We start from the raw sequence: 19,889 nt of genomic DNA, 5'->3' as shown, positions 1-19,889 counted from the left end.
TTTTAATTTTAATAAAATTGTTTTGCTTTTTAAGAAATGTAAAAGTAATTGATTTTGCTAAATTTTTGGATTGACCTTTGATTTTATTATAAATGGAATTAAAATTAGTGAAATCATAAAAGCTGAGAGTACAGAAACAATTATGTTTCCATAAGCTTTTACGTTAAATGAAATATAAAATCGTATTGCTGAAATTACTATTGTTAAAATAATAATTGCGATCCAATATTTAATATTAATGCATGATTGAGAAAGATTCTTTTTAGGAAGTTTAAAGAATGCAACAGTAATAATAATGCCTCCAATAAAAGTACTTGAATGCTGTATTGTTTTCCAAATCGGAATTTGATTTCCAAAGAAATTAAATGTATATCTAAGTTCTGAAAGGTGATTTACAAAATAACCATGATTATGAGTAAACGCATCCCAGAAAATGTGAGAAGTAATTCCGATTAAAATTGAAATTAATACTATAAGCCAATTTTCTTTGAAATACTTATTCCAATTAAATTTTGTAAAAATTAATATTCGTGATTCAATTCCAATTGGAAAGTTGTTAAATAAATCATCTCGAATTAAATTATGAAAAATAAATGCAAGTGCAATTGCTAGAGGCAAATCAAACCAAAATATTCCGCTTAAAGTATGGCTATAAACACTCTGAACTTTCATTCGCAGAAAATATTCAAAATCTGGTGTTAAACTTCCAATAATAAGCCCTGTCAATGAAAACCATTTCCGAGGAAGATATTGAAGAGGTAAAATTATAGCGGGATGCGAAAATGTAAAAGGCATTAATGTAAAGTAAGATTTTTGAATTAAAAGTAGTGTTTAAAAGTTAATCCAAAAAAAAAGCAGAACCTAAATTCTGCTTTTTGTTTTATTATTCCATTTCCGTTTTTATCGTAATCGGAAGATTATATGCTGTACGTACTGGCTTTCCAGCGATCATTCCCGGAATCCATTTTGTTTTTAAAGATTTTAAAACTCTAACGGCTTCTTTGCCCATTCCGTAACCTGGATCATTTTTAACCATAATATCGGTTATAGAACCATCTTTTTCAATTACAAATGAAACATAAACTCGCAACGTTTTTTCAGCATCTAATTCCGGTTTGTTGAAATTGTTTCCCACGTAAGAATAGAATTTACTCATTCCGCCTGGAAAATCTGGCATTTTGTCTAAAGTAGCTGGATTAACAGGATCTGTAATTGTTGGACCAGAAGGAAGCGTTCCTTCACCACCGTTAGTTGCTGGTAAAACATTTGTACTTGTTCCTGCGCCAGAATTATTGTCTATAACTGCTGTTGAATTGCTTGTATTAGGAGCAATTTCTGGAGTTGCTTGAGCTACCGGCACAATAACAGGATGTGTCAATTGTGCTCCGATTGCTGGAGCAGCTGGAGCTTGCTGTGGAGGAGCAATTGGTTTAGGAGCTACAGGCTCAACAGGAATTGGTGCTAAATCTACAGGTGTTATCGGGTCATAAATATCAGGCTCTGTTGCTTCAACAGGATCGACGACCCTAAATTTATTAATCAACATCGATACACTTCCAATACCGGCTAATAATAGCAGTCCCATAAATAGGGCTGTAATTGTAGTTTTTGAATTTTCTTGTCGTAATTGATACGCGCCATACTCTTTGTTTTTGTTTTCGAAAACAAGATTGGTCCAATTGGTTTCGTAGATGTTTGATTTAGACATGATTTTTGGATTTTAAGGTTAAGTAACTTTAAATCATAAGCGGGAAGAGTTTGGTTTTAGCTAACAACGTATAAGTTGTTGTTTTAGTATGTGAATATTTTATTTTTTTAAGAAAAAACATGACTATATCTTATTCTTTACCTAAAGATAATAAATTATCTATTACGTTCGATGATTTCAGCTAATAATTTTTTAGCGCGAAGTAATTTTACTTTTACATTGCTTAGAGGCTCATTTATTTTGAGTGCAATTTCCTGATACGTCATTTCTTGAAAGTAACGCAATTGAATAACTTCTTGATAATGGGGTTTTAATTCTTTAATGCATAGTAGCAAACGAGATAAGTTTTGCTCTTTAATTAATGCATCTTCAGCAGAGGGAGTAGGATCAGCAATGTTGTATGCCTGTTGGTCTTCATTATCTGTAATTTCGATAAAAAGATTCGTTTTCTTTTTTCGAAGCAAATCAATGTAAACGTTTTTTGCTATGCTGATAAGCCAGGTATTGAATTGAAATTCTGAGTTATAAGTAGCAATTTTGTCGAAAGCTTTTGAGAAAGTTTCTATGGTAATATCTTCGGCGGTAGTTTCATTTTCAGTGCGTTTGAGCATAAAACCGTACACTTCATTCCAATAAAAATCTAATAAAAAAGTAAAGGCAATCTGGTCGCCTTTTTTTGCTTTTTCTATTTTAGAATTTATTTCCAATGTACAGGTTTTGAAAAGAGATTAGTTATAAAGATATTAATTTGTGTGAATATAAGCACTATCTCTACAACAGGAAACCATATTTTAATATCATTTTCTTTTAATTTTCCAGCCGAAAAACCTATTACAGTCCATACAATAGTGTAGCGAGTTCCTAAAATTGCCAAAACAGCGATCCACTGAAATTGAAAAGCCAATAATATAATAACTAATAAAAAGAAAAATAATTGCGAACTGAAAAATAAGCCCAATTGCATTTTGTCAAAAAACTTATAATGTTCTGCAGTTGAAATATGTCTTCTTTTTTGAGTAAACCAATCTTTATAAGATCTTTTAGGTTTTGAATAAGTAAAACTTTCTGGATTATAACAAATAGCCGTATTGCTTTTATTTGCCGCTTGGTTTATGAATAAATCATCATCGCCAGAACGAACCTGAATATGATCAATAAAACCATTTACATTAAAAAACTCTTCTTTTTTGTAAGCTAAATTACGACCAACACCCATATAAGGAAGTCCTGCTTTTGCCCATGAAAAATATTGTACCGCTGTTAAAACAGTTTCAAAACGAATAACTTTATTCAATAAAGAATTTTCTACTTTTTCGTAGCCTCCATATCCAAGAACGATGGTTTTGTTCATTGTAAACTGCGAAGTCATAGCTGTAATCCAATCTTTTGAAGTTGGGTAACAATCTGCATCTGTAAATAATAGATATTCTTTTTTTGAAGCTTTGATTCCTAATGTCAAAGCATATTTTTTATTTCCCCAAAATGCTTCGTTGTTTTCAACTTTAACTAACCGGATATTCGAGTATTGTTGTTCAAATTCTTCAAAAGCTTCTACAGTTTCATCACTTGAAGCATCATCAATTAAAACAATTTCAAAATCAGGATAATTTTGTTCTGCCAATAGCGGAATGTATTTCTTTACGTTCTCTTCTTCATTTTTAGCACATACGATTACAGAAACGGGAATGTTTTTTTGTGTAAAATCCTGTGGTTTACCAAAAGCAAATTTTCCAAAAATTCCTAAGTAGTAGAAAATTTGAATAAAAACAACAGCAATAAAGAAGTAAAATAAAGTTATAAGCATATGGTTTAATGTCTTTTAATTTCTGAATCTTGCGAGTGCAAATGTACTTATGAATTCCTAATTTTCAATGGTTAAAACCAATTTACTTTCGGCATTTCGACATTTCTTTTGCAACAGCAATAGCATGAGGGTCTTCAGTTTTTTCTAATTCCGAAATTATGTTTCTATAATTGTGATCATCTCTGTTTTGAGACAACTTTTTTGTGGCTTGAATCTCATCTATTTCAATCTCGAAACCAAAAATTCCTCTTGCTTCGCGCATTGTTTTTTCGGACAGGTCTTCAACTCGAACAGGATCCGCTGAATTGGCTTCATATTTATCAACTAATTTTTTAAGCTGTTCTACTGTAGCATTATAATCTACAATCTTAATTCGGCCATAAACATGTACGGCTATATAATTCCATGTTGGTACATTTTCATGATCGTACCAAGAAGAAGAAATGTAGCTGTGCGGACCAGAAAAGACAGCCAAAACCTGATCATTTTCTGCAAAACCCTCTGCCTGCGGATTTAATTTTGAAATATGCCCTTGCAGTATTTCTTTTCCATCGGCATTTACTTCAAGTTCTATCGGAATGTGCGTAGCGCATAATTTTCCTTTAGTTTGATTAATCAAAATACCAAAACTATTTTCTTTCAAAAAAACTCTGATCGATTCCGGATCTTCATTTTTATATAAATCTGGTGTGTACATTTTTATAAATTTTGATTCAAAGATTTTCCAAAACAAATAGCTTCCGGTCGATCTGTGTATTTTCCGTAATTCGGAATTACTTTATAATCTTGATTTTGATAAAATTTAGTGGCCTCTTGATTTTTTACTCGTGTTTCTAAAACCAGTTTTGTATAGCCAATTTCAATTGCCTGCTGTTCTAAAAATGATAAAATAGTTTGTCCAATTCTCTTTCGAGGATATTTCGAATACATTCGTTTAACTTCTCCAATATTTTCTTTGATTGGCCTGATTGCACCACAGCCGACAATTTCATTATCTATTTCGGCTACAACAAATACAAATTTCGGATTATTGTGTTCCCAATCTGTGAAAGAATTTTTTCCATCGCTTCCAAAACGAAGATAAAGATTTGCCGACAATTCTTCGATAATTGCTGCAACTTTTTCGTTATTTGGATTGGTTATTTTTATGAAAATGTTTTCTGTCACTATTTTAAATTTCAAAGGTTTTTTCTGAAATTAATAAGTTTAAATTATAACTTAAATATAAAAGAATAAATCCAATACAACTAAAAGTTGTTCCTCCAATTAAATATCTTGTTTTAGAGTTATTAGAAAAAAGTAATCCAAAATCATTAAAACTGATCGAAAGCAGAGGTTCAAGTAAAAAGAAAAAAAACAAAGATGTAAATAGAGTGCTTAAAAAGGTATTTAGAATTGAGATTTTGTTTTTCCAATTAATTAAAGCAATTAATAATACTCCAATTAATAGCCCGTAATATTTCCAAAAAAATACACTAGATAAAAAATCAAACACATTTTCTTTACCAGCATATAATTCAAGCCAACATTGTGATTTTTGTCTCTGATACGAAAGATATTCATGGGCACAATTGTATTTCTCAAAAACAGAAAAAATTTTAATTTGAAAAAAGCCATTTAGAAGGAAAATTATTCCAAACACTTGTATTAAAATTATGGTGATATTAAATTTTTTCATTTATGAATTTAAATAAGATCAGTAAAGTTTCTGTTTTAAATCACATTCACTTCAGCCTCAATATGAATTCCAAAAGTTTCAAAAACAGTTTTTTGAACATCTTTCGAAACAGCTAAAATTTCCTGGCCGGTTGCATTTCCGTAATTCACTAAAACCAAAGCTTGATTTTTATGAACACCAGCGTCGCCAAAACGTTTTCCTTTAAAACCAGCTTGTTCTATTAGCCATCCAGCCGGAACTTTTACTTCGGTTTCTGAAACTTCATAATATTTCATTTCCGGAAACTTTTGATGAATTTTTTCGAAATCAGATTTTAAAAGAATCGGGTTTTTAAAGAAACTGCCACTATTTCCTAGTTCTTTCGGATCTGGGAGTTTGCTTTGTCTGATGGCGATTACAGCATTGCTGACATCTTTTAAAGTTGGAATTGCAACATTATTTTTCGCTAATTCAGCTGTAATATCTCCATAAGAGGTATTTATTTTATGATTGCGTTTCGTTAATTTATAAACTACAGAAGTTATAATGTATTGATCTTTAACTTCATTTTTAAAAATACTCTCACGATATCCAAAATTACATTCGGCATTTACAAAAGTTTTTATTTCTTGAGTTTGAATATTTATAGCTTCGCACGAAACGAAAGTGTCTTTTATTTCAGTTCCGTAAGCACCAATATTTTGAACGGGAGTTGTACCAACATTTCCTGGAATTAAAGACATGTTTTCTAATCCGCCAAAATTATTTTCAATAGTATAAAGTACGAAATCGTGCCAAGTTTCGCCGGCCTGGCTTTCGACCCAAACAAAATCATCGTCTTCTTTAATGATTTTTTTGCCTTTTAAATCGATATGAATTACCAAAGCATCAATATCTTGGGTTAAAAGCATATTGCTTCCGCCGCCAAGAATAAATTTTTTCTCGTTTTTATTATTTTCTAAAATAGTTTTCAGTTCATCAACAGTATGAACTGCAACAAATTGTTTTGCTTTGGCTTCAATGCCAAAAGTATTGTAGTTTTTTAAAGAAAAATTGGATTGGATTTCCATATAAAAGGCTTTTTTAATCTGAGTTCAAAAGTAAGGATTATAATTTTTGGTTTTACTGCAAAGGCACAAAGTTTGCGCAAAGTTCGTTAAGTTTTTTGCCACAGATTAACACAGATTAGAAGAATTTCTTGAAATCTGTTAAATCCTAATATCTGTGTTTGAATTTTAGGTTAGCCGTTTCGCGAATCTAGTAGCTCATGATATTTATCTGCAATAATCTTCATATTAATGTCATAATTAGCATTTTCCTCCACAAATTTTCTATTTCGAATAATAGCCTGATTTCTGGATTCAGTATTTTCAAAAGACCATATTAATTCTTCTGCCAGCATTTCAATATTGTCAATTTCAATTAATTGACCGTTTTCGCGATGTTTAATCCAGCTTTGATTTCCTGCAATATCTGAAACCACAGGATAACAGCCGCAAGCCATAGCTTCGAATAAAGATGCAGAGACGCCTTCGGTAATCGGCATGCTAATATAAACGTTTGATTGCTGTAATAATTTTGGAAGCTCGGTATTAGGAATTCTTCCTGTAAAAATCACTTTATTTTCGATTTGTAAATCTTTGGCTAAATCTTTTAAAAATTGCAGTCTGGTTCCGTCGCCAACAATTGTCAATGAAAAATCTATTCTTTTTTGATACAAAATTGCAAAAGCCTTTAAAATAGAATCGTGACGATATTCGGGTTGCAGAGAACGCGTAACAATCGCTTCAATTTTATTTGAATTATTAATGGAATAAGAAAAAAGCGATAAATCAATTCCTTTTGGGAGAACTAAAACTTTGGTCATATCAACTCCAATTTCTCTCATCGAAATTGTCATTACAGGTCCCCAAGCATGAATTAAATCGGCTTTTTTGAAAGCGTGTTTTTGAATGATTTTTTTAAAAGGCAATAAAACAGAACCTTCTGGCCACAAATCAGTTCGGCCTTGCTGTGCAATTGCAACTGGATGCATGCCTGAAATTCCTGCAAGAAAACCGTAACTGGTTGTTCTTTCGGCAATAATCATATCTGGTTTTTGTTGGCGAATTATTTTTCGGATCGAAATAGGAGCGAAGACATATTCTAAAATACGCTTGAAACGATTCATTTTTGAATTATTTGGCGTTTGAAGTTCCCAGGTTGTAATTTCAAAATTGCCAAATTCTTTAAGGCCTTTCATCCACGTAATCGCATCAGCGCGATACGATTCTCCCAGAAAAAGTATTTTTCTTTTCATTTGATAAATGAATTTTGTCGCCACGAATTCACAAATTAGTAGTGAAAATTTGTGAATTCGTGGCGATTTGTCTTTTTTATTCTTCCGTTTCTAAAGCGCGGTTTATGAATTCGTTCAAAGGTTTTAAAGCGATTAATTTCTTGCTCATTTTAGCAACAAAATCTTTTTGAGTCACTTCGGTAATGTCATATTTTTGAGTTGCCGTGAAACTTTTTAATTTTAAAAACTCAATTGCAGGATGGTCTTTTTCATAACCTCTTGGTGGATTTTTAAGCGAATTGTTTTCGTTTATATCTAAATTTCCAAATTCTTTTTTGAAGTTTTTATCGGTTAAAATCGCTTCTAAATCATCATGGAAATAAGCAATTTCTTTACGGACTTTTTTTAAATCTTCTGCCTCTGGCGAATAAAATCCACCGGCAATAAAACTCGCTCCTTTTTCGATATGTACATAATATCCGGAGCGGTTAGCCCCTTTTGCTCCGGCAGACATCCAAACGCCCAAATGTGCTTTGTAAGGTGATTTATCTTTAGAAAAACGAATATCGCGGTTAATTCTAAAGGTACAATTTTTAACCTCCAACAATTCTAATGAAGGATCAAGCGGTTTCATGACGTCTAGAAAATCGCTCACCAATTGATGATAATCTTTTTTGAAGATCTCGTATCGTTTTTTATTGTCCTGAAACCAATCTCTATTATTATTCTTTTTTAAATCGTCTAAAAATTGCAATGATTCTTTCGTTAACATATTTGGTATTTATTGCAGTTGTTTTTTTAAGTTTTCTTCAGTGGTTAAACCTATTATTTTGTTTTGGACAGCTTTGTTTTCGTATATTAAAATAGTAGGAAGCTGATTAATTTTAAGCGTTTCGGCTAAAGTTTTGTTTTTATCGACATCAATTCGAACCACAACAACTTTGTCTGTCATTTCTTTTTGCATTCTTAAAATAGATGGTTCCATTTGTTTGCATGGTCCGCACCATTCGGCATAAAAATCAACTAAAACTTTTTTATCTGTATTTAATAAATCATTAAAGTCATTCATTGTCATTCCAATTAGCGCTGTCGACGGACTGGATAATCCTTCTTCGTTCCAGCCTAGTATGCCACCATCTAATTCGTAAACATTTGTAAACCCTAATTCGCTTAATTTTTTAGAAGCTTTTTTGCTTCTTCCTCCGCTTAAGCAATATACAAAAACAGATTTCGATTTGTCGTAAGCTAGAGTTGCATTTTCTGCAAAATTTTCGTTGTTCCAGTTTATGTTTCTGGCATTTTCAATATGTTCAGATTCAAATTCATCAGGAGTTCGAACATCTAAAATCTGAGGATTTTTGGTTGTTTTTATTTTTGCTGCAAATTCTTTTGGCGCTAGTGTTTCAAAAGTTTTTGCTTTCTGGTTATGGCATGCAAATAACAAAGACAGCATTATCACGAATAAAATTTGGGGGAATTTCATAATTGTGGATTTTAAAAATAGTACAGCTAATGTAATGATTTTTCATTTTTGAATTCCGATTATAGTGATAAATCTATAGATTGAATATCTTATAACTCTGATGTGTAGATTTTACAATCGCTTCAGTACGTTCCGGATGTGTGTCTGAAATAAAAAGCTGCCCGAAAGTTTCGCTGTTAACCATTTCGATAATTTTAGCAACTCGGCTTTCATCTAATTTGTCAAAAATATCATCAAAAAGAAGCAGTGGTTTTACGCCGCTTTGTTTTTTCAGAAATTCAAATTGAGCCAATTTCAAAGCAATCAGAAATGATTTTTGCTGTCCTTGTGATCCAAATTTCTTTATTGGGTGTGAATCTATCTCAAAAGACAAATCGTCTTTATGAATTCCAACGCTTGTGTAATGAAGCGCACGATCTTTATTAATGTTTTCCTGTAAAAGCTTCAATAAGTCTTTTTCGTATAAATGACTTTCGTAAACCAACTGCACCGTTTCTTCAGATCCGGTTATTGCCTGATGATGTATATTAAATATAGGTATAAACTGTTCCAGAAAATCTTTTCGCTTTTCAAAAATAGATTGTCCAAAACTATTTAGCTGCTCATTATATATAGATAAGGTATCGTTGTCAAAAGTATGATTGAGTGCAAAATACTTTAAAAGAGCATTTCGCTGTACAATTACTTTTTGATATTGAATAAGCTGATGCAAGTAAGCCGAATCTAATTGTGAAATCACACTGTCCATAAATTTACGGCGCGTTTCGCTTCCTTCCACAATTAAATCGCGGTCGGCTGGAGAAATAATAACTAACGGAATAAAACCAATATGATCTGAGAATTTATCGTAAGCCTTGCCATTTCTTTTTAAAACTTTCTTTTGCCCTTTTTTTAAACTGCAGACAATTTGCTCTGCTCTGTCATTTTTTTCTAATTCGGCATCAATTACAAAAAATTCTTCGCCATGCTTGATATTTTGTACAGCAAGCGGATTAAAATAGCTTTTTCCGTAAGCTAAATGATAAATTGCATCGAGCACATTGGTTTTGCCAATTCCGTTTTTGCCGACAAAACAATTAATCTTGCGGTCGAAATCAAAACTGACTTCGGAGAAATTTTTATAATTGAATAAAGAAATTTTGTTTAAATGCATTTTTACGAGACTCTAAAGATAAAATTTGATGTTAAAGGTTGATTTTTATGCCACAGATTGAATGATTTTAAACGTTTTCTTTTGAAATATAGGTTTAATCAGTGTTGATCTGTGAAATATGTGGCTAAAATTGTGGTTCTAGCCTAGAAAAAGTCAAGTTTTAAACAGCAAAAATTTGAGGGTGCAAATTATCGAAAATTATCGATATAAAAGGCTTTTAGCGCGTTTCTACATGAATTATTTTACTGCTCAAGCGAAAGCAGTTACGACTATTGAAATTATTTTTTCTAAAATAGATATAAAATTGATTTTTTTTACTTCAGTTTCAATAAAAATTTTATTTTTGCCGTTCACTAAATTAATTTTAAATGGCTACTTACAATAAAAGAGGATATAAGACACCAAAGGAAAAGGAAGTTAAAGAAGTAAATGAAGAACAACAGGTAGTAATTGATGAAAAAGACAGTACAACAGCTGGTGTTTTTTCTAAATTAGATGAAACTGCTTCAAGAACTGAGGATTGGGTGGCTAAAAATCAAAAAATCATTATTGGTTTAGTTGCTGGTATTGCAATTGCTACTATTGGATATTTAGCTTACCAAAAATTTATAGAAGCTCCTAAGCAAGACGAAGCTGCAAACGAAATGTTTGTTGCTCAACAAAACTTTCAAAAAGCTACTGATGGTGTAGCTAGCGATTCATTATACAAATTAGCATTAAATGGTTCCGAAGGAAAATTCGGATTCGTAAAAATTGCTGAAGAATATTCTGGAACTGACGCTGGAAATCTAGCAAACTACTATGCTGGTATGGCATATTTGAATACAGGTAAATTTGATGATGCAATTAAATATCTAGGTGAATTTAAATCTGATGATTTAATTTTAAGTGCATTAGCAAAAGGGGCAATTGGAGATGCTTATTCTCAAAAAAATCAGCAAAAAGAGGCTTTAGATTATTATGTAAAAGCAGCTGAATCTAACAAAAACGATTTTACAACACCTCGTTTCTTATTAAAAGCTGGAAAAACGGCATTGGCTTTAGGTCAAAAAGAAGATGCTTTGAAATATTTAACAGATATTAAAGAAAACTACGACGCAACTCCAGAAGCAGCTTCTGTTGATGCATTGATTGGATTAGCGCAATAAAAATTTTAGTTCCGACGCTTCGGAATAGATTTAGTACCGAAATTTCGGGATAGATTTGTATTTTTACAATCTGAATGTAAAATCAAAAATCTAAAATAGTACAGATGGCTACCGAAAATAAAAATTTATCAGAATACGATAAAAACACGATCCCAAATGCGAAAGACTTTCGATTTGGGATTGTTGTTTCTGAATGGAATGAAAATATAACAGAAGGACTTTACAATGGCGCTTTTGATGCCTTAATTGATTGTGATGTTCCAGCTCAGCAAATTATTCGCTGGAATGTTCCAGGGAGTTTTGAACTGATTTATGGGGCAAAAAAAATGTTGCAGACGCAAAATGTAGATGCAGTTATTGTAATTGGATGCGTTATCCAAGGAGAAACTAAACATTTTGATTTTGTTTGTGAAGGCGTTACACAAGGAATTAAAGATTTGAACGTTCAGACTGATATTCCGGTTATTTTTTGTGTGCTGACAGATAATACGATGCAGCAGTCAATTGACAGAAGTGGAGGAATTCACGGAAACAAAGGAACTGAAGCAGCAATTGCGGCAATCAAAATGGCTTATATTCGTCAGCAGGCTTCAATGTCGCATCCGTTTAATCAGCCTTTATTGGCTTCAGGAGCAATTCAGATTGAGGAAACACCAAGAAAGATTGAGAAAGAATAAAACAACATTTGTTTTAAAAATACTAAGAACCTGTACTTTGCAAAATAGTACAGGTTTTTTGTTTTTTTTATGATGACAGTTATTCAAAAACCCAAGAGAAATTCATTAAATTTGTACACCTTGGTTTTAAAAAACCAGAAATGAATGAATAAATAAACCAGAGATTTTTACAGATTTTTTCTGTTTAGAATTGAAGGGCAACCCTTAACCCAAATTTTTTAATGTCGAGTATTATTCAATTACTTCCTGATCACGTTGCTAATCAAATTGCCGCTGGAGAAGTGGTTCAAAGACCTGCTTCGGTTGTGAAAGAGCTTTTAGAAAATGCTGTTGATGCAAAAGCAACCGACATTAAATTGATTATTAAAGATGCCGGAAAATCATTAGTTCAGGTTATTGATAATGGTATGGGAATGAGTGTGACAGATGCGCGTTTGTGTTTTGAGCGTCATGCGACTTCAAAAATCCGTCAGGCTGAAGATTTATTTTCATTATGTACCAAAGGTTTTCGAGGAGAAGCTTTGGCATCTATTGCGGCAATTGCCCATATGGAAATGAAAACCAAGCAAGATCAAGAAGAACTCGGAACTCACATTATAATCGAAGGAAGTAAATTTGTTTCTCAAGAAGTTGCTGTTTTGCCAAAAGGAACTTCATTTGCAGTTAAAAACTTGTTTTTTAATATTCCGGCTAGACGTAATTTTTTAAAATCAGATACAGTTGAATTTCGACATGTAATGGATGAATTCCAGCGTGTTGCTTTGGCGCATCCTAACATTCATTTTACATTTTATCATAACGGAAGCGAAATGTATAATTTGCCTGCTGCAGGTTATCGTCAGCGCGTTGTGGGGATGTTTGCCGGCAAAACAAATGAAAAATTAGTTCCGGTTAATGAAGATACTGAGATTATAAATGTTCAAGGATTTGTGTGCAAACCTGAATTCGCTAAGAAAAACAGGGGTGAACAGTTCTTTTTTGTAAACGACCGTTTTATTAAAAGCGGTTATCTGCATCATGCCGTTATGGCAGCATATGACGGACTTTTGAAAGATGGTTCGCAGCCAAGTTATTTTTTATACCTGCAAGTACCGCCAAATACTATTGATATCAATATTCATCCAACTAAAACAGAAATTAAGTTTGATGATGAACAGGCTTTGTATGCTATTTTAAGAGCTTCGATCAAGCATAGTTTGGGTCAGTTTAATGTTGCACCTGTTCTAGATTTTGATCGTGATGCAAATTTAGACACACCATATCATTATAAAGATTTAGAAGCTGAAACACCAACAATCCAAGTTGACGGAACATTTAATCCGTTTACAGACGACAAAACAAATCAGCATTATTCTAAAGCAAGTTCAGGATCTGGTTTTAGTTCTGGATCAAATTCTTATTCAGGATATTCGAAAAGAGTAGAACCTACAGCAAGCTGGGAAAGTTTGTACGTTGGTTTGGATACAGAAAATATCGAAAGTTCACCTTTTACTTTTGAAAATGAAGAAGTAACTTCGTCCTTATTTAATGATAATGAAGTTGAACAAGCAAGTCAGGGAACGTATCAAATTCATAAAAAATATATTGTTTCGCCTATAAAATCAGGAATGGTTATTGTCGATCAGCAACGTGCGCATCAGCGTATTCTATACGAGCAGTTTTTGCTGAATATGACGGTAAATCAAGCTTCAAGCCAGCAATTGCTGTTTCCTCTGAATTTATTTTACTCTTCAGATGAAATGACATTAATTGAAGAATTAAAACCTTCATTAGAAACAACAGGTTTTGTTTTTGAAGAAGCTCAGACAGATCATATTGTCATTTCAGGAATTCCTGTAAATATTACTGAAAGTGAAGTTTCAATGGTAATCGAACAGTTATTGAGTGATTTGCAAGACGGAATTCCGGCAAGCAGTTACAGCCAGAATGATACAATTGCCAAATCGATGGCAAAAAGTTTAGCGGTTAAAACAGGCTCTTATTTAACCGAAAAAGAACAAGATAATTTAGTAAACGGATTGTTTGCCTGTAAAGATCCAAATATTTCACCTTTTCAAAAACCTACCTTCATCACGATGCGTGTTGAAGATATAGATAAAAAGTTTGCCATATGATGAACATGACTCCCGTAGTAAAACAATTATTGATAATTAATATTATATTTTTTATTGGCTCACAATTAGTGCCGGTATCTTATGAATATTTGGCTATGTTTTTTCCTGAAAACCCAAATTTCAGAGCTTGGCAGCCAATAACACATATGTTTATGCATGGCGGTATTATGCATATTGCCTTCAATATGATTGCTATGGTTTCTTTTGGATCAGCATTAGAACATTTCTGGGGCGGTAAAAAATTCTTGTTTTTTTACATTTCTTGTGGGTTGGGTTCTGCGTTATTGCATACAGCGGTGAATTATTATTCTTTTCAGGATACATTAAGTACTTTGATGGCTAATGGATATCAAAAAGATGAGATTTTAAAACTTTTAAGTGAAGGAAAAATAGATACAAGATGGCAGGAACTAGTTTCTGTTTCGCAATTTAATAGTTTTACAGATGCTTATATTGGCACAGTTGTCGGAGCTTCTGGAGCTATCTATGGATTATTAACCGCATTTGCTTTTATGTTCCCTAATGCAGAATTGGCGTTAATGTTTATTCCGATTCCTATTAAAGCTAAATATTTTGTTCCCGGTATTTTAGCTGTTGATCTATTTTTAGGATTTAAAGGAAGTTCGTTATTTGGAAGCGGAGGTACTGGTATTGCACATTTTGCTCACATTGGCGGAGCATTAACAGGTTTTTTAATTATGTGGTACTGGAAAAAAAATCAGTTTAATAGTAATCGTTGGAATTAATTTTTAATTTTATTATCTGAACAACAAAAACCAAAAAAGCATTTATGAATATTCTTGACGATTTAAAATTACAATATAAGTTAGGAGGTATAGCAATGCGTGTCATTTACTGGAACATTGCGTGTTTCCTGATTGCATTAGTTTTTTTCTATCAATATTCTGGCGGTGGTTTCGATTATCCAAGCTGGCTATCTTTGTCTTCAGATCCAAATGTATTTTTATTTAAGCCTTGGACATTTTTAACCTATGCATTTTTTCATTCGTCATTTTTGCATTTGTTTTTTAATATGATGGTTTTGAATTTTGCAAGTAATTTATTTCTAACTTTTTTTACTCAAAAACAATATTTAGGATTGTATATCTTGGGAGCCATTTTTTCAGGAGTTACCTTTGCATTGAGTTATTATTTTTTAAATCTTTCTGCTCCTATAGTTGGAGCTTCTGCTGCAATTATGGCAATTTTAGCAGCAGTAACTACCTATCAGCCTTTAATGGATGTGCGTTTGATGTTTCTAGGAAATGTTAAGCTTTGGCACATTACAGCTGTAATTTTAATTTTAGATTTAATGCAGCTTCGCTTAGATAATACAGGCGGGCATATTTCGCATTTGGCTGGAGCATTGTTTGGATTTATTTATATGAAATCACTTCAAAACGGAACTGATTTGAGTATTTTAATCTCCAGAACGTTAGATTTCTTTGCTAATCTATTTAAAAAATCCCCTTCGACCCCATTCACAAAAGTTCATAAGAATTACAAAAAACCTACTGAAAGAGTTGCATCAAGAATTGTTACGAAAGATAAAACGCAACAGCAAATTGATGAGATTTTAGACAAAATAAGCCAGTCTGGCTATGATTGTTTAACAAAAGAAGAAAAAGAGTTTTTATTTAAAGCTGGAAAATAATCCTTTTAGCAAAAAAATATGAAAAACCTTTCGTGGTTTAATAAGATAATGTTCTTTTTGAATATAGTGCTTACTGTACTGACATTTAGTATCTATATTTTGCCCTTCTTAGCACCTAAGAGCTTTCCGCTTTTATCGGTGCTTACGCTGTTTATGCCTGCTTTTTTTGTGCTAAATGGCTTGTTTTTTGTCTACTGGGCTATTCAGTTTAAAAAGCGTCTTATTTTATCTGGATTAGTATTGCTGACTGGAATTACGTTTATCAGCAAGTTTTATAAATTTTCGGCTAAAGAATATGTTAAAGACGAAAAAGATTTCTCAATCATGAGTTATAACGTGCGTCTTTTTAATGTTTTCAAATGGTTGGATCGTGATGATATTCCGTCTAATATTAAAGCTTTTATAGACGAAAAAGATCCTGATATTTTATGTATTCAAGAATATTCAAACTCGGCGCATATTGATTTAAAAGTATATCCGCACCGCTATATTTTTATTGATGGAAACAAGATTAAAACTGGCCAGGCTATTTTTTCAAAATTTCCTATTTTATATGAAGGAAATATCATTTTCCCAAATTCGGATAACAATGTAATTTACGCTGATATAAAACGCGGAAAAGACATCATTCGTGTTTATAATATGCACTTGCAGTCTATAAAGATTTCACCTGATGTAAATGAAATTTCTGATGATATTGACAATGTAAATCAGCGTAAGTCACAGCTTATCTATACCCGAATAAGCAAAGGATTTAGGCAACAGCAAGAGCAGGCTGAAATATTTAAGGAAAATATAAAAGAATGCAAAAATCCTATTATAATTTGTGGAGACATGAATAACAGTCCGTTTTCATATGTTTACCGAAATATAAAAGGAAAACTAAAAGATACTTTTGAAGAAGCAGGAGAAGGTTTTGGAGCAACGTATAAATTCCGCTATTATCCAGCGCGAATTGATTATATTTTTTCGGATAGTAAAATGAAAGTAAAACAATTTGAAAGTTTTTCAGATTTCGAAAATTCAGATCATTATCCAATTATGACAAGGCTTTCAATGGAGTAAATTTAATTGGAATTCCAATAATGGAAATCTAAATTCCCAAAATAATTTATACTATTTTCTGCGCTTTTAAATAATCCATTGCAAATTTACCTTCATTAAAAAGTAAGTCTAAGACGCTTAAATTGTTTATAAATCCATGTTTGTCATCAAATACCTGAGTGTATTTTTCGAATGTATTAGGATCTTTTTTTCCATTTGCCAAACTTCTAAAATCGGTCATTTTTTGAGCATCTACGAAGTATTCTGTTGTTTTGCTGAATTCTAATTTCATTCTTAAGCATTTTGTAACAATGTCTAAGACTTCCATATTTAAATCCATTAAGAAAGTGTGTTTTTTTTCGAAAACAGGTCGAATATCATCTTCAAAAAATTCAAAGAAAGGAGAGCTCCTATAGCCTGCTTCTAAGGATTTGAAGTGTTGTTTTTGCCAATCAAATTCATTTTCAATCAAAACGTCTTTTGTTTTCTGATGCGCTGCTTTTGAATGTTTAACCGGAATATTTAATAATTGAATCCCATTCGGACTATAGATGTAAGTACGGTTTCTATTGGTCTGTTTCTGAAAATTATCTTCCATTTCAAAAGTTATATTTTCAGATTGCGCCATAACTGCAAAGTGACTAATCGATGGAAAATAAGTAGGAAGTAATAGGGAGTTCATGATTTTATTTTTGTTTAAAAGTTTCAGGTTTCAAGTTTCAAGTTTTTACAAAACCTGAAACTTGAAACCTGAAACAAAAATAACTTATTTTATTTATGCTTTATTTTCTTTTCTTTTTTTCCAGAAATACTCACCAACAAAATAAGCGGCAAGCAGAATTAAGAAGTATTTAAAGTAAGATTGAGGTTGACCTTCGCCATCAACAGTAGTAAAAACTCTATCCCAACGAACTTTGTTAATGCCTTTTCCGTTTGTATCCCAGCTCATCCAAATAAAAACGGGCTTTCCTACAATGTGGTTTTCAGGAACGTAACCCCAGTAACGGCTGTCTTCAGAGTTATGACGGTTGTCTCCCATCATCCAATAGTAATTTTGTTTGAAGGTGTAAGTAGTTGTTGGTTTTCCATTAATTAAAAATTTAGAACCTTGTAACTCTAGTGTGTTTCCTTCATAATTGGTAATGATTTCTTTATAGAAAGGCAAAGATTCATTTGTCAAAGCTACCGTTTTTCCTGCTTCAGGAATATAAATAGGACCCATGTTGTCTTGGCTCCATTTATTGATATGAGGGTAAATTGCATTGTCGTTTCCTTTATCAATTTTTCTGATTACTGCAGTAACGCCAGGAGTATTTTTAAATCTTTCAGCTCCAGCTTCAGTTAATGCTCCTAAATAAAGTGTATCTCTTTTTTGGATTGTGTTTCCTGCAGCATCCATTTCAGTTCTGAAACCTGCACGATCAGTAATGTCTAATTCTTTGAAAATTGTTTCAAAATCAATTGGCGTTTTTTCGTCTAAAGCAACAGTATAAGAATACTGAGGTTTAGCTCTTTCTGGCAAAACTAATTTTTTTCCATTGATAAAAACATAACCATCTTTAATTGATAAGCTGTCTCCAGGAATACCAACACATCTTTTTACGTAATTTGATCTTTTGTCAATTGGTTTTATAACACCTGGTCTTCCTTTTGGCTCATAGAAATAATGAACAGTATCTGCTGGCCAGTTAAAAACAACAATGTCGCAACGTTTTATTTTTTCTAGTGCTGGCAATCTAAAATAGGGCAATTGTGGCCAGCTTAAGTATGATTTTCTTTTTGTTAATGGTATAGAGTCATGAACCATTGGTAATGCAACAGTCGTCATAGGAACTCTTGGTCCGTAATTTACTTTGCTCACGAATAAAAAGTCACCAATTAATAGTGATTTTTCTAACGAGGATGTCGGAATTGTATAAGGCTGTACTATGTATGTATGTACTAAAGTTGCTACGATAATCGCAAAAAGCAACGAACTTATGGTGTCTGCAGTTTTATTTTCTGGAGTCAGTTTTCGGTTTGCGTTGTATTCTAATTTCTGAGTATAATTTACATAATAGATATAAAATCCTAGAGTAAATATTCCAAGGAAAGTATCTAAAGTTGATTTTTTACCAAAAGTTCTTAAAGTTTCTACCCAAACAACCGGAAACATTATTAGATTGATAATCGGAATAAAAAGCAATAAAGTCCACCAAGTTGGTCGGCCAATTATTTTCATTAAAACTATTGAGTTATATACAGGAATCGCTGCTTCCCAGCTTTTTCTTCCTGCTGCTTGGTACAATTTCCAAGTTCCGATAAAATGAATTACCTGAACGGCTAAGAAAAAAACAAACCAAAGATATAGTGTCATAATATGTTGTTTAAAGTTTCAGGTTTCAGGTTATTTGATTTTTAAAATAAGCCTAAACCTTAATCTGATTATTTTAAGTTTAATACATCTTTCATGCTGTAAATACCTGTTTTTCCAACAAGCCATTCAGCAGCAATAACAGCTCCAAGAGCAAATCCTTCACGATTGTGTGCAGTGTGTTTTAATTCAATACTGTCTACAGCAGAATCGTAAGTTACAGTGTGTGTTCCGGGAACGTCGCCGATTCTTTTTGCTTCAATATAAATTTGCTTCGCCTGTTCGCTATCGCTCTGGTCATTTGCTGCAGCTTGATCTAATGTCCAATTTGTATAGTTGCTGTTTTCGATAACGCCTTTTGCCAAAGAAATTGCAGTTCCGCTTGGAGCATCTAGTTTTTGAGTATGATGAATTTCTTCCATCGTTACTTTATATGAATCGAATTGTGCCATTATTTTAGCTAAATATTCATTCAATTCAAAGAAAATATTAACTCCTAAACTAAAATTTGAACTAGAAATGAATCCTCCCTTTTTTTCGTTGCAAAGTGCAACCATTTCATCAAAATGCTCTAACCATCCCGTTGTTCCGGAAACTACAGGAACATTTGCGTGAAAACAGTTAGAAATGTTGTCAACGGCGGCAGTAGGAACGCTAAAATCAATTGCTACATCAGCTGTCGAAAGTCCTTCATAAGTGTTAGATTCGTCTTTTTTTAAGACAATTTCATGACCTCTTTCTAAAGCAATTCGTTCAATTACTTTCCCCATTTTTCCATATCCTAAAAGCGCAATTTTCATTTTGTATTTTTTTTTG

20 protein-coding genes are annotated in these 19,889 nt (G+C 32.4%); 6 read left to right on the top strand and 14 right to left on the bottom strand.

Going from position 1 to position 19,889, the window contains the following annotated elements; all coding sequences use genetic code 11:
- Positions 1 to 57 precede the first annotated feature (57 nt).
- The 11 genes from IRZ83_RS10240 to recF all read right to left on the bottom strand — a co-directional run bounded on the left by IRZ83_RS10240 (position 58) and on the right by recF (position 10,083).
- The gene (locus tag IRZ83_RS10240; RefSeq protein ID WP_194568509.1) at positions 58 to 795 is read right to left on the bottom strand and encodes a DUF4184 family protein; all 738 of its coding nucleotides are present in this window, start codon (positions 793 to 795) and stop codon (positions 58 to 60) included.
- An 88-nt stretch (positions 796 to 883) separates the two neighbouring features.
- The gene (locus IRZ83_RS10235) at positions 884 to 1,708 is read right to left on the bottom strand and encodes an energy transducer TonB (protein ID WP_194568508.1); all 825 of its coding nucleotides are present in this window, start codon (positions 1,706 to 1,708) and stop codon (positions 884 to 886) included.
- 155 nt (positions 1,709 to 1,863) lie between these two features.
- Complete coding sequence (locus IRZ83_RS10230; protein WP_029272215.1) at positions 1,864 to 2,415, bottom strand: RNA polymerase sigma factor; 552 nt, start codon at positions 2,413 to 2,415, stop codon at positions 1,864 to 1,866.
- Positions 2,406 to 3,512, bottom strand: a complete 1,107-nt coding sequence (locus tag IRZ83_RS10225) for a glycosyltransferase (RefSeq protein WP_194568507.1) — start codon at positions 3,510 to 3,512, stop codon at positions 2,406 to 2,408. Before IRZ83_RS10225 ends, IRZ83_RS10230 begins: the two co-directional genes overlap by 10 nt.
- An 82-nt stretch (positions 3,513 to 3,594) precedes the next feature.
- Complete coding sequence (locus IRZ83_RS10220; RefSeq protein WP_029272217.1) at positions 3,595 to 4,209, bottom strand: FMN-binding negative transcriptional regulator; 615 nt, start codon at positions 4,207 to 4,209, stop codon at positions 3,595 to 3,597.
- Positions 4,210 to 4,211: 2 nt separating this feature from the next.
- Positions 4,212 to 4,679 carry a GNAT family N-acetyltransferase gene (locus IRZ83_RS10215; RefSeq protein ID WP_194568506.1) on the bottom strand — a complete coding sequence of 156 codons (468 nt, stop codon included), beginning with the start codon at positions 4,677 to 4,679 and terminating at the stop codon, positions 4,212 to 4,214.
- Positions 4,680 to 5,225: 546 nt separating this feature from the next.
- Positions 5,226 to 6,239: a UDP-N-acetylmuramate dehydrogenase gene (gene murB, locus IRZ83_RS10210; protein WP_194568505.1), complete on the bottom strand. Its 1,014-nt coding sequence runs from the start codon at positions 6,237 to 6,239 to the stop codon at positions 5,226 to 5,228.
- A gap of 170 nt (positions 6,240 to 6,409) precedes the next feature.
- Positions 6,410 to 7,468 (bottom strand): glycosyltransferase, encoded by a 1,059-nt coding sequence (locus IRZ83_RS10205; RefSeq protein WP_194568504.1) that lies wholly within the window; start codon positions 7,466 to 7,468, stop codon positions 6,410 to 6,412.
- A gap of 76 nt (positions 7,469 to 7,544) precedes the next feature.
- Positions 7,545 to 8,219, bottom strand: a complete 675-nt coding sequence (locus IRZ83_RS10200) for a DUF2461 domain-containing protein (RefSeq protein WP_194568503.1) — start codon at positions 8,217 to 8,219, stop codon at positions 7,545 to 7,547.
- Between the two features lie 9 nt (positions 8,220 to 8,228).
- Complete coding sequence (locus IRZ83_RS10195) at positions 8,229 to 8,930, bottom strand: thioredoxin domain-containing protein (protein WP_194568502.1); 702 nt, start codon at positions 8,928 to 8,930, stop codon at positions 8,229 to 8,231.
- A 73-nt stretch (positions 8,931 to 9,003) separates the two neighbouring features.
- Positions 9,004 to 10,083, bottom strand: a complete 1,080-nt coding sequence (gene recF, locus IRZ83_RS10190) for a DNA replication/repair protein RecF (protein ID WP_194568501.1) — start codon at positions 10,081 to 10,083, stop codon at positions 9,004 to 9,006.
- Positions 10,084 to 10,451: 368 nt separating this feature from the next.
- Here recF and IRZ83_RS10185 point away from each other — a divergent pair, with 368 nt between their 5' ends.
- From IRZ83_RS10185 to IRZ83_RS10160, 6 genes are all read left to right on the top strand, one after another.
- Entirely contained in the window at positions 10,452 to 11,231 is a 780-nt protein-coding gene (locus IRZ83_RS10185; protein WP_194568500.1) for a tetratricopeptide repeat protein, read from the top strand.
- A gap of 104 nt (positions 11,232 to 11,335) precedes the next feature.
- Positions 11,336 to 11,908 (top strand): 6,7-dimethyl-8-ribityllumazine synthase, encoded by a 573-nt coding sequence (gene ribH, locus IRZ83_RS10180; RefSeq protein ID WP_029272226.1) that lies wholly within the window; start codon positions 11,336 to 11,338, stop codon positions 11,906 to 11,908.
- A gap of 221 nt (positions 11,909 to 12,129) precedes the next feature.
- Positions 12,130 to 14,022 carry a DNA mismatch repair endonuclease MutL gene (gene mutL / locus IRZ83_RS10175; protein WP_029272227.1) on the top strand — a complete coding sequence of 631 codons (1,893 nt, stop codon included), beginning with the start codon at positions 12,130 to 12,132 and terminating at the stop codon, positions 14,020 to 14,022.
- The gene (locus tag IRZ83_RS10170; protein WP_029272228.1) at positions 14,019 to 14,768 is read left to right on the top strand and encodes a rhomboid family intramembrane serine protease; all 750 of its coding nucleotides are present in this window, start codon (positions 14,019 to 14,021) and stop codon (positions 14,766 to 14,768) included. Before mutL ends, IRZ83_RS10170 begins: the two co-directional genes overlap by 4 nt.
- A 44-nt stretch (positions 14,769 to 14,812) precedes the next feature.
- Positions 14,813 to 15,676, top strand: coding sequence for a rhomboid family protein (locus IRZ83_RS10165; protein WP_194568499.1), 864 nt, complete (start codon positions 14,813 to 14,815; stop codon positions 15,674 to 15,676).
- An 18-nt stretch (positions 15,677 to 15,694) separates the two neighbouring features.
- Positions 15,695 to 16,741: an endonuclease/exonuclease/phosphatase family protein gene (locus tag IRZ83_RS10160; RefSeq protein WP_029272230.1), complete on the top strand. Its 1,047-nt coding sequence runs from the start codon at positions 15,695 to 15,697 to the stop codon at positions 16,739 to 16,741.
- Between the two features lie 46 nt (positions 16,742 to 16,787).
- Here IRZ83_RS10160 and IRZ83_RS10155 read toward each other — a convergent pair whose 3' ends face one another.
- The 3 genes from IRZ83_RS10155 to dapB form a co-directional block, all read right to left on the bottom strand.
- Complete coding sequence (locus tag IRZ83_RS10155) at positions 16,788 to 17,402, bottom strand: WbqC family protein (protein WP_029272231.1); 615 nt, start codon at positions 17,400 to 17,402, stop codon at positions 16,788 to 16,790.
- A gap of 93 nt (positions 17,403 to 17,495) precedes the next feature.
- Complete coding sequence (lepB, locus tag IRZ83_RS10150; RefSeq protein WP_029272232.1) at positions 17,496 to 19,076, bottom strand: signal peptidase I; 1,581 nt, start codon at positions 19,074 to 19,076, stop codon at positions 17,496 to 17,498.
- A gap of 68 nt (positions 19,077 to 19,144) precedes the next feature.
- Positions 19,145 to 19,873 (bottom strand): 4-hydroxy-tetrahydrodipicolinate reductase, encoded by a 729-nt coding sequence (dapB, locus tag IRZ83_RS10145; protein ID WP_194568497.1) that lies wholly within the window; start codon positions 19,871 to 19,873, stop codon positions 19,145 to 19,147.
- Positions 19,874 to 19,889: the final 16 nt, after the last annotated feature.

This window comes from Flavobacterium sp. JLP, from assembly GCF_015350755.1.
Lineage (GTDB): Bacteria > Bacteroidota > Bacteroidia > Flavobacteriales > Flavobacteriaceae > Flavobacterium.
The sequence above is the reverse complement of the archived record's forward strand: the minus strand, read 5'-3'. Positions and strand labels throughout refer to the sequence as shown.

Bases quoted from the DNA above. Each gene is read 5' to 3' on its own strand.
- IRZ83_RS10160 (WP_029272230.1), top strand. From the start codon at position 15,695: ATGAAAAACCTTTCGTGGTTTAATAAGATAATGTTCTTTTTGAATATA.
- IRZ83_RS10240 (WP_194568509.1), bottom strand. From the start codon at position 795: ATGCCTTTTACATTTTCGCATCCCGCTATAATTTTACCTCTTCAATAT.
- dapB (WP_194568497.1), bottom strand. From the start codon at position 19,873: ATGAAAATTGCGCTTTTAGGATATGGAAAAATGGGGAAAGTAATTGAA.
- IRZ83_RS10205 (WP_194568504.1), bottom strand. From the start codon at position 7,468: ATGAAAAGAAAAATACTTTTTCTGGGAGAATCGTATCGCGCTGATGCG.
- murB (WP_194568505.1), bottom strand. From the start codon at position 6,239: ATGGAAATCCAATCCAATTTTTCTTTAAAAAACTACAATACTTTTGGC.
- IRZ83_RS10185 (WP_194568500.1), top strand. From the start codon at position 10,452: ATGGCTACTTACAATAAAAGAGGATATAAGACACCAAAGGAAAAGGAA.
- ribH (WP_029272226.1), top strand. From the start codon at position 11,336: ATGGCTACCGAAAATAAAAATTTATCAGAATACGATAAAAACACGATC.
- mutL (WP_029272227.1), top strand. From the start codon at position 12,130: ATGTCGAGTATTATTCAATTACTTCCTGATCACGTTGCTAATCAAATT.
- IRZ83_RS10200 (WP_194568503.1), bottom strand. From the start codon at position 8,219: ATGTTAACGAAAGAATCATTGCAATTTTTAGACGATTTAAAAAAGAAT.
- IRZ83_RS10235 (WP_194568508.1), bottom strand. From the start codon at position 1,708: ATGTCTAAATCAAACATCTACGAAACCAATTGGACCAATCTTGTTTTC.
- IRZ83_RS10220 (WP_029272217.1), bottom strand. From the start codon at position 4,209: ATGTACACACCAGATTTATATAAAAATGAAGATCCGGAATCGATCAGA.
- IRZ83_RS10170 (WP_029272228.1), top strand. From the start codon at position 14,019: ATGATGAACATGACTCCCGTAGTAAAACAATTATTGATAATTAATATT.
- IRZ83_RS10155 (WP_029272231.1), bottom strand. From the start codon at position 17,402: ATGAACTCCCTATTACTTCCTACTTATTTTCCATCGATTAGTCACTTT.
- lepB (WP_029272232.1), bottom strand. From the start codon at position 19,076: ATGACACTATATCTTTGGTTTGTTTTTTTCTTAGCCGTTCAGGTAATT.
- recF (WP_194568501.1), bottom strand. From the start codon at position 10,083: ATGCATTTAAACAAAATTTCTTTATTCAATTATAAAAATTTCTCCGAA.
- IRZ83_RS10225 (WP_194568507.1), bottom strand. From the start codon at position 3,512: ATGCTTATAACTTTATTTTACTTCTTTATTGCTGTTGTTTTTATTCAA.
- IRZ83_RS10165 (WP_194568499.1), top strand. From the start codon at position 14,813: ATGAATATTCTTGACGATTTAAAATTACAATATAAGTTAGGAGGTATA.
- IRZ83_RS10195 (WP_194568502.1), bottom strand. From the start codon at position 8,930: ATGAAATTCCCCCAAATTTTATTCGTGATAATGCTGTCTTTGTTATTT.